The sequence below is a fragment of the Deinococcus aquatilis DSM 23025 genome, assembly GCF_000378445.1.
In the GTDB taxonomy this organism is placed as follows: domain Bacteria; phylum Deinococcota; class Deinococci; order Deinococcales; family Deinococcaceae; genus Deinococcus; species Deinococcus aquatilis.
Window position 1 is genome coordinate 1 of record NZ_KB899728.1, and the last position, 11,976, is coordinate 11,976.

The following is an 11,976-nucleotide window of genomic DNA, read 5'->3' on the forward strand; positions in this document are numbered from 1 at the left end:
GTTCATGGCTCTGAGCGTATCGAGCGCGTGAAACAACGAAAAGAGCACCACGCCGCAGGGTGTGGAACCTGCGACATCAAGAGGCCCACGACCATCCAAGCCATCGTCAGAGCGTGTCGGCGGTCCCGCCATGGGGCTGACCGGAGCAGATCGAAGACCCGGCTGAATAGAATGACGGCGTCCCCATCGGTGCGTTGTTCTTGTGTCATCGCAGCTCAAGAATGCCCCGACGGGGGCATTCTCATCTGTTTTGTCAGTCCCTCAGCGGACTTGCTCTGATTCCCGAACATCCGGGAAAGCGCCGGATATTCGTCCATCGCCGCCAGCCCGTACTTTTTGCCACTCGCTCTGCTCGGATGATTCTCACGAATCATCGCAATTTGGCATTACATCTCCATTCTGGTCTTAAGGAAGTTCGTCATCACCGCACCGCGCTTGTAGAACGGGTTGTCCATGATCTTCACGTATAGCGGAATGGTGGTTTTCGGGCCGTGAATCACAGTTTCTTCCAGCGCACGTTTCATGCGGGCAATGGCCTGCTCGCGGGTGTCGTGGTGCACGATCAGTTTGCCGATCAGTGAATCGTAGTGGGGCGGAATCACGTAGCCCGTGTAGACGTGGCTGTCTACCCGCACGCCGGGGCCGCCTGCAAAATGCACGTCGTCGATTTTGCCTGCCGCTGGCCTGAAATCCTTGTCGGGGTCTTCGGCGTTCAGGCGGCATTCGATGGCGTGCCCGCGCAGCACGATGTCCTCCTGCTTCAGCGGCAAGCCCTCGCCCGCCGCGATCTGAAGCTGCATCTTCACGAAATCCAGCCCGGAAATCATCTCAGACACGCAATGTTCCACCTGAATCCGGGTGTTCATCTCCATGAAGTAGTAGTTGCCGTCGCGGTCCACGATGAATTCCAGCGTGCCTGCCCCGGCGTAGTTCACGTGCTGGGCCAGCCGCACACCGGCATCCAAAATTTCCTGACGCAGCGTGGCGGGCAGAGTGCTGGGCGCTTCCTCAATCAGCTTCTGGTTGCGCCGCTGGATAGAGCAGTCGCGCTCGCCGATGTGGATGACATGGCCGTTGCCGTCGCCCATGACCTGCACCTCGACATGGCGGAATTCTTCCAGAAACTTTTCCATGATGATGGCGGGGTCGCCAAAGTACAGCCGCGCTTCTTCCTGCGCCTGATTGAAGGCCGACTTGAGTTCTTCCTGCGTCCGGACCACTTTTTGCCCGCGCCCGCCGCCGCCCGCACTGGCCTTCAGCAGCACCGGATAGCCCACCTGCTTGGCGGCCAAGAGTGCGGCGTCCACGTCTTCCAGTACGCCGGTTCCGGGCACAACAGGCACATTGCTGCTCGCGGCGATCTCGCGCCCGCCTGCCTTGCTGCCCAGCGCCCGCATGCTTTCCGGCGTGGGGCCGATAAACACGATGCCGTGGTCGCGGCACATTTCGGCAAAGTCGGGGTTTTCGGCCATGAACCCGTAACCGGGGTGAATGCCTTCTGCGCCCGTCATCAGGGCCGCCGATAGGATGTTGGGAATATTGAGGTATGAGGCGTTGCTGGCGGGCGGCCCCACGCACACGCTTTCATCAGCCAGCAGCACAGGCAGGCTCTTTTCATCGGCGGTGGAATACACCACTACAGTTTTGATGCCCATTTCGCGGGCCGTGCGAATCACGCGCAGGGCAATTTCGCCCCGGTTGGCAATCAGAATTTTCTTGAACATGTTGCCTCCGAGAAGATCAGCATCGTGGAGCGTAGAAAGACCGTTGTTGACCCCGGTCTACGCTCCACAATCCACGATCCCTTGTTGCTTGTTTATTCGATAATGAACAGCGTCTGGCCGTATTCCACCGGATCGGCGTTCTTGACCAGAATTTCTCGCACCACACCGCCCGTTTCGGCCTCGATCTCATTCATCAGTTTCATGGCTTCGATGATGCACAGCACCCGCCCGGCGCTCACGCTGTCGCCAATTTTGACGAACGGCGCGGCGTCGGGGCTGCTGGACGCATAGAACGTGCCCACAATCGGAGCCTTCACGGGTGTTCCGGCGCTGGCGGCCTTGGCGGGGGCAGCGGGCGTTTCTGGCGTGGCAGGAGCGGCGGGCGCAGAGGCAGCAGGGGCCACTTCTGCGGGCGCGGCTGGCCCACTGGGTGTGCTGGCACTGGGTGCAGGAGCAAAGGCCGCTGGCTGGGGCGCAGCGGGGCCACTGGAACCGTTTGGACTGGAGAAGTTGGCGCTGGGGGCAAAGGCGGGGCCGCCCATCGCCTGCGGGCCGCGTTTGAGGTCAAGGGCAAAGCTGCCGGTCTTCAGGCTGAATTCACGGACATCGGCGGCGCTCAGGGCGTCAAGGATTCGTTTGAGGTCTTCTGGGTTCATGGCCCCTCCTGTGGTGCGGGTTAAGTCTACGAAGTGAAACGGAATGAAACGTCGCCGCTCATCATGCCGCGCAAACGGTGAGAGGACAGCAGGGATCAGGCAAAAGGCGGATTGTCTGCACTGAGTCTAACCACAAACACCGACCTTTTAGGCCGATGCAAACGCCGGTACAAAAAAGCCGCCCCACGTCATGCAGGGCGGTTCTTCAGTGCTCTTGGGGCACAGGGGCTGGGGAAATTCTCAGGCGCGGCTGAGGTATTCGCCCGTCCGGGTGTCCACCTTGACGCTGGTTTCCTGCTCCACGAACAGGGGCACCTGCACGATCGCGCCGGTTTCCAGCGTGGCGGGCTTGGTGCCGCCCGAAACGGTGTCGCCGCGTACGCCGGGGTCGGTCTGCGTGATCTTCAGGACCACCATGTTGGGCAGGGTGATCTTCAGGGCCTTGTCGCCGTAGACCTGCACTTCCACGTCGGTGTTTTCCTTCATGAACTTGGCGGCGTCGCCCACCAGGGTGGGGGGCAGGCTGACCTGGTCGTAGGTGTCCATGTCCATGAACATGAAGTCGTCGCCGTCGCGGTAGAGGTACTGCATCTTCTTGCCTTCAACGAAAATGTCCTGCAACTTTTCGCCGCTGTTGAAGGTGCGGTCCACGATGCTGCCCGTTTCCATGTTGCGGAACTTGGTGACGACTTTCGCGCCGCCGCGTCCCATCTTCAGGTGAGAGTAATCGAGGCATTCCCACAGGCCGCCGTCCATTTCCACTTTGGTGCCGTTTCTCAGTTCCGTTACGCTGATCATGTTGGTTCTCCTTGTGCGGGCCGGGGCCGCCACTGGGCCTGTGTTCTAGACCCATTCTCTGGGCGCGTTGCCACCGGGTTGGGGCGGCAATGCGGGGGGCCTCGCGGCAACAGGAACGATTCTAGCAGAGGGCTGCGTGTTCTGAGCAGCGGTGATCCTGCATTCCCGGCCACCCTTCATCACCGGTGTCCTGATTAGCCCTTCCCCCCATCCCCCAGTTTTGCTACACTGTCACGGTTGCTTGACGCCCGCCCCCGCGCCCCGACGCTTTTAAGCTTTGGGTACGGAAGAGAGCGAGGCGGCCAGACGAGAGACACCCCCAAGGAGAGTCACCCAGCATGGAACTGAACGCCCAACCCCGCAAAAGTCAGGAAAAAATGGCCGAAGGCATGATCCCCGCCGTCGCCTACAACAAAGAAAACAACGTGAGCTTTGCCCTCGATCTGAAGGCATTTGACCGCGCTTTTCGCAAGCAAGGCACCACGGGCATCTTCGACATCACCGTCGAAGGCAGCCAGCCTTTCCCTGCGTTGGTGAAGGCTGTCCAGATGGACAAGCGCCGCCGCGTGCCCATCCACGTCGATTTCTACATGGTGACCTACGGTGAGCCTGTGGCCGTCAGCGTGCCCGTACACACCACCGGCAAGAGCCAGGGTGAAATCATGGGCGGCCTCGTGGATATCGTTGTCCACAACCTCGCCGTTGTTGCTCCTGGCCCCCGCCGCATTCCTCAGGAAATCTCGGTGGACGTGAGCAAGCTGAACATCGGTGATCACATCACCGCCGGTCAGATCAAGTTGCCCGAAGGCGTCAAGCTCGGTCTGGACGAAGATACCGTCGTCATCAGCCTGCTGGCTCCCCGTATGAGCGCCGACGAACTGGCTGCCGAAACGCAGGCCGTTCAGGTTGCTGGCATGGTCGCTGCGGGCGAACTGTCCGAAGAAGCCGCCGCCGCCGTGCTGGAAGGCGACGCGAGCATCGAGGAAGTCAAGGCCGAAGCCGCTGCCGAGAGCGAAGACAGCAGCGAAGCGTAAGCTTCAGCCGCCTCAACTCCAACAGCTCAGCCAACGCTTTAAACAGAGCCGGGACGCCCCACACGGGTGTTCCGGCTCTGTTCTTTGCTGAATCGGACCGACCGGGGCAGATGACTGCCTGTGCGGATGCGTGGGGGATGGTAGCGTGAACAGACCACTCCTGTTGCCCTTTCGCCTTCCGCTCCCTCCGAGGTTGCCGCATGATGCAGACTGTTTCACCATCCACTCCGGTGCAGGCTCCGGCACAAGACTTTACCTACGACCTGCTGGTGATCGGCTCTGGCCCCGGCGGACAGCGTGCGGCGATTCAGGCCGCCAAACTGGGCAAGAAAGTCGCGGTGGTCGAACGGAAGTCGGTGGTGGGCGGCGTGTGCATCAATACGGGCACGATTCCCTCCAAGACCTTCCGGGAAGCCATCATGCACCTCAGCGGCTACAACCAGCGCGGCCTGTATGGGTCGTCCTATTCGGTCAAAGACGACATCACCGTGCAGGATTTGCTGCTCAGAACCAGCAGCGTGATGGCGCACGAACTGGATGTGGTACGCCACCAACTGCACCGCAACCGAATCGAAACCATCAACGCCGAGGCGTCTTTTATGGGGCCAAACACGGTCAGGCTGCGGGATGTGCGCGGGCAAGGAGATGCCTGGCGCGACGTGACCGCCCGCACCATCGTCATAGCTGTAGGCACCAGGGCTGCCCGTGACCGAAATATTCCTTTTGACGGCAAGCGCATCATCATCAGCGACGATATTCTGGATTTGCAGAACCTGCCGCGCACCGTCACCGTGATCGGCGGCGGCGTGATCGGCTGCGAATACGCCAGCATGTTTGCCGCGCTGGGCGTGCGCGTCACCCTGATAGACAAGCGCCCACGCCTGCTGGAATTCGTGGACTTTGAAATCACAGATGTACTGGCCTACCAGATGCGCCAGAACCGCATGACTCTGCGGCTGGGCGAGGCTGTCAAGTCGGTGGAGCAGGTCACCGACCATCTGGGCCAGCGCGTGCGCGTCACGCTTGCCAGCGGTAAAGAGATCGTCAGCGATATGGTGCTTTATTCCATCGGGCGGGTGGGAGCCACCGACAAGCTGAATCTGGATGCAGCGGGCCTCAGCGCCGATGAGCGTGGCCGAATTGCCGTGAACGAGCACTATCAGACGGCAGTGCCTCACATCTACGCGGTGGGCGACGTGATCGGCTTTCCCTCCCTGGCAAGTGTGAGCATGGAACAGGGCAGACTGGCGACCTGCCACGCCTTCGGCGTTCCGACCCAGAGCGTGCCCGAGTTGTTCCCATACGGCATCTACACCATTCCCGAAATCAGTACGGTGGGCAAAAACGAGGAGGAATTGACGGCGGCGGGCGTGCCCTACGAAATTGGCAAGGCCCAGTACCGTGAAATCGCACGCGGCCAGATCATCGGTGACGAACAGGGCACGCTCAAACTGATCTTCCACCTCGAAACCCGCGAACTGCTGGGCGTGCATATCATCGGCACAGGCGCAAGCGAACTGATCCACATTGGTCAGGCGGTCATGGCTTTCGGCGGCACCGTGGATTACTTTGTCAACACGGTCTTCAATTACCCCACCTTGGCAGAATGCTACAAAACAGCGGCGTTTGATGGCATTAACCGGCTGGGCAGTGTTCCGGCGCTGGAGCCGAAGCTGGAACCGGCTGCCGCTGTGGGCGAAGTGGTGTAGTCGCAAGGCGAAACAAGCAAAACACAGATAAGTGGCCTGCTCCAAGCTAGGGAGCAGGCCACTTTGGTCAGTCTGAACGGAACTTTAGGCTGCGCCGACCTTCTTGGCGATGATGCCTTCGATGTAGGCCACCACGCTCTTGAGGGGCACACGGGTCAGCACGTCTTCCAGAAAGGCCGTGACGAGCATCTTTTCGGCCAGTTCCCGGCTAATTCCGCGTGAACGCAGGAAGAACAGCTGCTCCTGATCCACAGGCCCGGTGGTGCTGCCGTGAGAGCAGCGCACATCGTTGGCGTTGATCTCCAGTTGCGGCACGCTGTAATTGCGGGCGTCGCTGGACAGCATCAGGGTACGGTGCTTCTGGTACGCGTCCGTCTTCTGCGCGTGCAGGTCCACCTTGATCATGCCGCTGAACACGCCCACCGAGGAATCGTCACCCACGCCCTTGTAGAGCAGGTCGCTGTGCGCATTGGCGGCGGCGTGGTGCTGCAGGGTGTAGTGGTCGAAGTGCTGATCGTCGTTGGCAAAGTACAGCGCCAGCATCTCAGAATCGCTGCCCTGACCGCGCAGATAGCTCTGCATTTCGGTGCGGCTCAGGGTTCCGCCCATCGTCACGACGAGGCTGTTGAGCGTGGCATCTTTGCCCACGTCGCCGCGCTGTCGCTGGATGTGCGTGACGCCTTTGCCCCAGTTCTGAATAGAGACGTAGCGAAGGCGTGCGCCGTCCTTCACGACCAGTTCTACCGCGCCGATGGCGTAGGTTCCCGGCAGGTCTTCGCTGTCCTGCTCGTCGATAAAGGTCACGCTGCTGTTGGCTTCGGCCACCACGAGGGTACGGGTCGCCGTGTAGGTTCCAGCCTCGCTCATCACGCGGAAGGAGCCGAGCGGCAATTCCACTTCTACGCCGCGTGGCACGTACACGAACGCACCGTTTGTCCACAGGGCCGCCGCCAGCGCACTGAATTTGCCTTCACTGGGATCGGGTGACTTGCTGGGCGTGGTGCCGGGGGCAGCAATGGTGGTGTCGTCGGGCACTTCGGCAGGCACCACGCTGTAGAGGTACTGCTGCACCTTGTCGGGGTACTGTTCCACGGCGGTCTTCAGATCGGTGAAGATCACGCCTTTCGCGCTCAACTCGGCGGGCAGCTCGGTGCGGTACACCACGTCCGGGCCGTCCAGCACAAGGAACGCGCCCACATCGGTTCCGTTCAGCCGCTCCTGCACGCTGGCAGGCAACGAGGCGACATCGGCCACGCGCTCACGCTTTCCGTGAGGCCGGAGTTCGGCAAAATCGACGCTGACCTGCGTGTATTTCCACGCTTCCACGCCTTCATGCGGCACTTCCAGCGTATTGAAGAGGTCCAGGCTTTCGCGGCGCTTGGTGGTCAGCCACTCGGGGCCGCCCGCTGCAAGCAGTTCGGTGGTAAAGGGGGTTTGGGTCATTGATCCTCCTGTGAAGCAGCCCTATCAGCCGGAAAAGGCCTGAAGGAGCCTACTGAATTAGCCTAGAAACGATTCGACTTCGACGATGACGCCGAAAGGTGTATTGAAGTAGAAGGTCAGGCGTCCGTGATTTTCATTGGGGCCGGGAATCTGGTAGCCGCCCGCCGTGAGTTCGGCGTGAATGGCCCGCACCTGCTCGGGCGTGTCTTGCAGAAAGCCGATATGGAAGACTTTCGGGTACGACACATCCTTACTTTTAAAGACAGAGATCAGAGAACCACCGTCATCGTGCATGAACGTCATATTGTCGTTGCGGGGCATGCCTTCTGCCTGCTTAAGGCCAAAGTAACGCTCAAAGATTTCTACGGCTACGGGCACATCTGTTACGCCTAAATTGATGTGATTTAGTTTCAAGTGGACTCCTAAATCTTCTGTTTCTGAATAGAGCGTCTTCTTTCATGTCGAACCCGGTGGCAATACTTTTCTTTGATCCGCACAGCGTTTTCCGGTATTCACCTTAATGTCAGCGTTCCTGGCCGTGTCGTAAGGTGTTTGGGTTGCTCTGGCTTGTTCACAACTCAGATCAGGATTCTTAAGCTGTGCTTTGGCGTCATCGGCTGAACCAAAAGCAATACAGTGATTGAACAGACCCTCGTAATACAGCGTGTAATCAAAGGCCCGAATACAAGATTTGACAGCTCGTGTAGGATTCTCGCGGGCCTTCGTTACGAAATAGATATCTCTGGAGCCTAGTTGTTTCTCGTTGACCCAGACAATCTGATGCGTGAGCCGAAAGCCCCACGTTCGCCAACCATTAATATCGGTTGTGCCCCACAGATAAAACCAGAGCAGTGCAATCCCCACAACAAGAAGGCCAAACATCCAGCCCAAAAACCGGATGAATGGCCTGACTGCTTTAGCCAACCGAGCCTTCCATCTCCAGCTCGATCAGGCGGTTCAGTTCCACGGCGTATTCAAGCGGCAGTTCTTTGGCAATCGGCTCAATGAATCCGCGCACGATGAGGCCCGCTGCCTGATCTTCACTCAGACCACGGCTCTGCAAGTACAGAATCTGCTCGTCGTTGATCTTGGACACGGTGGCTTCGTGGCCCACGCGGGCGGTCTTTTCCTCGATCTCGATGTAAGGGTAGGTGTCCGTGCGGGCTTCCTCGTCCAGCAGGAGGGCGTCGCATTCCACGTTGGTCTTGGCGTTGCGGGCGCCTTCGTAAATCTTGACCAAGCCACGGTAAGAGCTGCGGCCCGAATCCTTGCTGATCGACTTGGACACGATGCTGCCGCTGGTGTTGGCCGCAAAATGCACGATCTTCGCGCCTGCGTCCTGATGCTGCCCGCGTCCGGCCATGGCGATGCTCAGCACCTCGCCGCGTGCGCCCTCTTCGAGCAGGTAGCAGGCGGGGTACTTCATGGTGACTTTGCTGCCCAGGTTGCCGTCCACCCATTCCATCACGCCATGCCCGTACACGGCGGCCCGCTGGGTCACGAGGTTGTAGACGTTATGGCTCCAGTTCTGGATGGTGGAATAGCGGAAGCGTGCGCCTTCCTTCACCACGATTTCGATCACGCCGGAGTGGAAGGAGTCGGAGTTGTAGGCGGGGGCGGTACAACCCTCGATGTAGTGGGCCTGTGCGCCTTCATCGATGATGATGAGGGTGCGCTCGAACTGGCCGCTGCTTTCCGCGTTGATGCGGAAGTACGTTTGCAGAGGGATGTCCACCTTCACGCCCTTGGGCACGTACACGAACGACCCGCCTGACCACACGGCGCTGTTGATGGCCGCAAACTTGTTGTCTTCGGGCGGCACGATGGTCGCAAAATGCTCGCGGAACAGGTCGGGGTACTGCTTCAGGCCGTCTTCGATGCTCAGGAAGACCACGCCCAGCTTTTCCCACTCTTCTTTGAGGTTGTGGTACACCATTTCCGACTCGTACTGTGCGCCCACGCCTGCCAGCGCGGCACGCTCGGCCTCGGGGATGCCCAGCCGCTCGAAGGTCTTCTTCACGTCGTCGGGCACGTCATCCCAGCTTCGGGCGTTCATGCCTTCGGGCTTGATGTAGTAGTAAATTTCGTCGAGGTTCAGGCCGCTCAGGTCTGCGCCCCAGGTGGGCATGGGCTTGCTGTAAAAGATTTCCAGTGCTTTGAGGCGGAAATCCAACATCCACTGCGGCTCATCTTTGTTGCGGCTGATCATTTCGACGACTTCGCGGCTCAGGCCTTTGGGGGCCTTGACAGCGTAGCGTTCGGGGTTGCTCCAGCCGTATTCGTAGGTGTTGTTGATGTCATTGACTTCAGGATTAACGGTCATGGTGACTCCTTAAAGCTCAGTCCTTCTTGAGTGCTGTGGGCCTCTGATAGACAGGAATCTTTGCGCCCCGCAGAGGTTGCTGAGACGCTTTTCACCTGTCCAGCAACTGCTTACGCCAACGCCAACTCTTTGACCCAGTCGTAGCCTTCGCTGTCCAGCTTCTTGGCGAGTTCGGGGCCGCCCGACTGCACGACTTTGCCGTCTACGATGATGTGAACGCGGTCAGGCACGATGTAGTCCAGCAGGCGCTGGTAGTGGGTGATGATCAGACCGCCGAGGTTTGCGCCGCGCATGGAGTTCACGCCTTTGGCGACGATCTTGAGCGCGTCCACATCGAGGCCCGAATCGGTTTCGTCCATGATGATGTAGGTCGGTTCCAGCATCAGCATCTGCAAAATTTCGTTGCGCTTCTTCTCGCCGCCGGAAAAGCCCGCGTTCAGGTAGCGTTCCACGATGCTTTCGTCCCATTCCAGCACCTTCAGGGCGGCCAGCAGCTTGCCGTAGAACTCGCTGAAGCTCACTTCTTCGCCCTCGGCCTTGCGGGCCTGCATGGCAAGACGCAGGAAGTTGGCGATGGTGACGCCCGGAATTTCGACGGGGTACTGGAAGGCCAAAAAGACGCCGAGGCGGGCGCGTTCGTCGGGTTCCATCTCCAGAATATTCTGGCCGTCCACCAGCACTTCGCCTTCAGTCACGGTGTATTCGGGGTCGCCCACGATCACCTTGGCAAGCGTGCTTTTGCCGTTGCCGTTCGGCCCCATCACGGCGTGCAGCTCACCGCGGGGAATGGTCAGGTTGATGCCCTTCAGGATGGGCATGTCGCCCACAGAGGCGTGAAGGTTGCGAATTTCGATCTGGTAGGGGGCCGTCTGAACGGGGCTGCTCTGGTCGGTCATGAATCTCCTTGTCGCTGCGGTGGGGCAGCGGTGCGGCTGGAAGCTGCGCGGCTTGAATTTGAGAAATCCTTCTTGAGAATGATTCCTACTTACTGGCCCATTCTACCCGCAGAACGGTCTTAAAGTCGAGTGGTTTGGTATGGATTTGCGGCCCTTAACCGGGCAACGGCCAAGGCGTTTCTTCATCAGTCAGCCGGGCTTCATGAGTGCGCCGCACAGCATTTTCACGCTTGCCACGCGGGCATGTGTTAACCGTGAAAGGAATGAATGCCTTTGATCTCGCCCGCTCTGCCGGGCCGCTGCTGTGGGTGCTGCTGGCCCTCTCGATTTACGTCGTTTATCTGGCTGCTGCACGGGCGCAGGCATTGGCACGGCTGGGGCGCGACGCCTCGGCCCTGATCGAGCGTGCCCGCGCCGTCACTGCCGAAAGTGGGCCAGCCGCAGCCCTGGCCGAAGTAGACCGGGCCACCGACTTGCAGGCCAGCCCCGCCGCCCATGTGCTCCGGGCGGGCCTGCTCCGCGCAGACCGGGGGCCGGACGCCAGCCTCGCCGCCATGAACGCCACCCTATTGGCCGAAGATGCGCGGCTGTACGCGGGCCTGAGTGCGCTGGGCACGGCGGCTCAGGTGGCCCCGCTGCTGGGGTTGCTGGGTACGGTCATCGGGATGGTGCGCTCGTTTCTGGTGTTCAGCAGTACGGCTGCGCCCACGCCCGCGCAACTCGCCACCGGCATCAGTGAGGCGCTGATCAATACGGCGGGCGGCCTGATCGTGGCTATTCTGGCGTATGTGGCCCGCAATGCCCTGCGTGCCCGCGCCGACCGGATCGCGGTGCAGGCCGAGCGGGTGCGCGAAGAGCTGCCCTCGTGGTTGTCGCGTCCATTGGCGGTGGGAAGCAACTTCCGGAGTGCCTCTGACGCCATGCCCGAAGTCGCTCTCTCGTTCGACGCGGTTCCGGCAAGCACGGTACGGGGATGACCCGGCCCGCCATGCGCCGCCGATTTCGGGAAGGGGGAGACGGTGTCACCTTCGACTTTGCCCCGATGGTGGATATCGTGCTGCTGCTGCTGATCTTCTTTTTTCTGACCAGCAGCCTCGGCGCACGCCAGAATGCCCTGCCGCTGGATCTGCCGCGTGCCAGCACCACCGTGCAGGAAACGCCCGCCCTGCCCATCGTCAGCGTGGACCGGGCCGGAAAGCTCTTTCTGAACGGCAAGGAAACCACCCTGACCAAACTGGGCGCGGCCCTGAAGCCATTGCTGAAGACCTCGGGCGGAGTGGTGGGCCTGCGGGCCGATGAGCGCGGCAATTACGGAACAGTCGTGCGGGTGATGGACGCCATCAAGCAGGCGGGCGGCGAACGGCTGGCGCTGGGCACGCGCAAGGGAGAATGA

12 protein-coding genes are annotated in these 11,976 nt (G+C 60.4%); 4 read left to right on the forward strand and 8 right to left on the reverse strand.

All coding sequences use genetic code 11. The features are described 5' to 3' along the window. Positions 1-386 precede the first annotated feature (386 nt). The 3 genes from accC to efp form a co-directional block, all read right to left on the reverse strand. Positions 387-1,724 carry an acetyl-CoA carboxylase biotin carboxylase subunit gene (gene accC, locus F561_RS0116590; protein ID WP_019011091.1) on the reverse strand — a complete coding sequence of 446 codons (1,338 nt, stop codon included), beginning with the start codon at positions 1,722-1,724 and terminating at the stop codon, positions 387-389. Positions 1,725-1,816: 92 nt separating this feature from the next. Next, positions 1,817-2,380, reverse strand: coding sequence for an acetyl-CoA carboxylase biotin carboxyl carrier protein (accB, locus tag F561_RS0116595; RefSeq protein ID WP_019011092.1), 564 nt, complete (start codon positions 2,378-2,380; stop codon positions 1,817-1,819). Between the two features lie 240 nt (positions 2,381-2,620). After that, the gene (efp, locus tag F561_RS0116600) at positions 2,621-3,178 is read right to left on the reverse strand and encodes an elongation factor P (protein WP_019011093.1); all 558 of its coding nucleotides are present in this window, start codon (positions 3,176-3,178) and stop codon (positions 2,621-2,623) included. A gap of 338 nt (positions 3,179-3,516) precedes the next feature. On the opposite strand from efp, the gene F561_RS0116605 reads away from it, so the two are divergent. Together F561_RS0116605 and sthA are read left to right on the forward strand one after the other, a co-directional pair. Next, a complete protein-coding gene (locus F561_RS0116605; RefSeq protein ID WP_019011094.1) occupies positions 3,517-4,212 on the forward strand; it encodes a 50S ribosomal protein L25/general stress protein Ctc in 696 nt (231 codons plus the stop codon). 200 nt (positions 4,213-4,412) lie between these two features. Next, positions 4,413-5,921 carry a Si-specific NAD(P)(+) transhydrogenase gene (sthA, locus tag F561_RS25735; protein WP_211214830.1) on the forward strand — a complete coding sequence of 503 codons (1,509 nt, stop codon included), beginning with the start codon at positions 4,413-4,415 and terminating at the stop codon, positions 5,919-5,921. Positions 5,922-6,005: 84 nt separating this feature from the next. On the opposite strand, the gene sufD is transcribed toward sthA, so the two are convergent. The 5 genes from sufD to sufC form a co-directional block, all read right to left on the reverse strand. Further along, positions 6,006-7,364, reverse strand: coding sequence for a Fe-S cluster assembly protein SufD (gene sufD, locus F561_RS0116615; protein WP_019011096.1), 1,359 nt, complete (start codon positions 7,362-7,364; stop codon positions 6,006-6,008). Positions 7,365-7,421: 57 nt separating this feature from the next. Next, on the reverse strand, positions 7,422-7,778 hold the full coding sequence (locus F561_RS0116620; protein ID WP_019011097.1) for a VOC family protein: 357 nt from the start codon (positions 7,776-7,778) through the stop codon (positions 7,422-7,424). Between the two features lie 42 nt (positions 7,779-7,820). Next, the gene (locus tag F561_RS28970) at positions 7,821-8,288 is read right to left on the reverse strand and encodes a hypothetical protein (protein ID WP_157451943.1); all 468 of its coding nucleotides are present in this window, start codon (positions 8,286-8,288) and stop codon (positions 7,821-7,823) included. Then, the gene (gene sufB / locus F561_RS0116625) at positions 8,281-9,687 is read right to left on the reverse strand and encodes a Fe-S cluster assembly protein SufB (protein ID WP_019011098.1); all 1,407 of its coding nucleotides are present in this window, start codon (positions 9,685-9,687) and stop codon (positions 8,281-8,283) included. The genes F561_RS28970 and sufB overlap by 8 nt, the downstream gene beginning before the upstream one ends. A gap of 110 nt (positions 9,688-9,797) precedes the next feature. Further along, positions 9,798-10,583, reverse strand: a complete 786-nt coding sequence (sufC, locus tag F561_RS0116630) for a Fe-S cluster assembly ATPase SufC (RefSeq protein WP_019011099.1) — start codon at positions 10,581-10,583, stop codon at positions 9,798-9,800. Between the two features lie 263 nt (positions 10,584-10,846). On the opposite strand from sufC, the gene F561_RS25740 reads away from it, so the two are divergent. Both F561_RS25740 and F561_RS0116640 read left to right on the forward strand, forming a co-directional pair. Then, positions 10,847-11,560, forward strand: a complete 714-nt coding sequence (locus F561_RS25740) for a MotA/TolQ/ExbB proton channel family protein (protein ID WP_019011100.1) — start codon at positions 10,847-10,849, stop codon at positions 11,558-11,560. Continuing rightward, entirely contained in the window at positions 11,557-11,976 is a 420-nt protein-coding gene (locus F561_RS0116640; RefSeq protein ID WP_019011101.1) for an ExbD/TolR family protein, read from the forward strand. Before F561_RS25740 ends, F561_RS0116640 begins: the two co-directional genes overlap by 4 nt.

Bases quoted from the DNA above. Each gene is read 5' to 3' on its own strand.
- F561_RS0116605 (WP_019011094.1), top strand. From the start codon at position 3,517: ATGGAACTGAACGCCCAACCCCGCAAAAGTCAGGAAAAAATGGCCGAA.
- sufD (WP_019011096.1), bottom strand. From the start codon at position 7,364: ATGACCCAAACCCCCTTTACCACCGAACTGCTTGCAGCGGGCGGCCCC.
- accC (WP_019011091.1), bottom strand. From the start codon at position 1,724: ATGTTCAAGAAAATTCTGATTGCCAACCGGGGCGAAATTGCCCTGCGC.
- F561_RS0116640 (WP_019011101.1), top strand. From the start codon at position 11,557: ATGACCCGGCCCGCCATGCGCCGCCGATTTCGGGAAGGGGGAGACGGT.
- sufB (WP_019011098.1), bottom strand. From the start codon at position 9,687: ATGACCGTTAATCCTGAAGTCAATGACATCAACAACACCTACGAATAC.
- sufC (WP_019011099.1), bottom strand. From the start codon at position 10,583: ATGACCGACCAGAGCAGCCCCGTTCAGACGGCCCCCTACCAGATCGAA.
- sthA (WP_211214830.1), top strand. From the start codon at position 4,413: ATGATGCAGACTGTTTCACCATCCACTCCGGTGCAGGCTCCGGCACAA.
- F561_RS25740 (WP_019011100.1), top strand. From the start codon at position 10,847: ATGAATGCCTTTGATCTCGCCCGCTCTGCCGGGCCGCTGCTGTGGGTG.
- accB (WP_019011092.1), bottom strand. From the start codon at position 2,380: ATGAACCCAGAAGACCTCAAACGAATCCTTGACGCCCTGAGCGCCGCC.
- efp (WP_019011093.1), bottom strand. From the start codon at position 3,178: ATGATCAGCGTAACGGAACTGAGAAACGGCACCAAAGTGGAAATGGAC.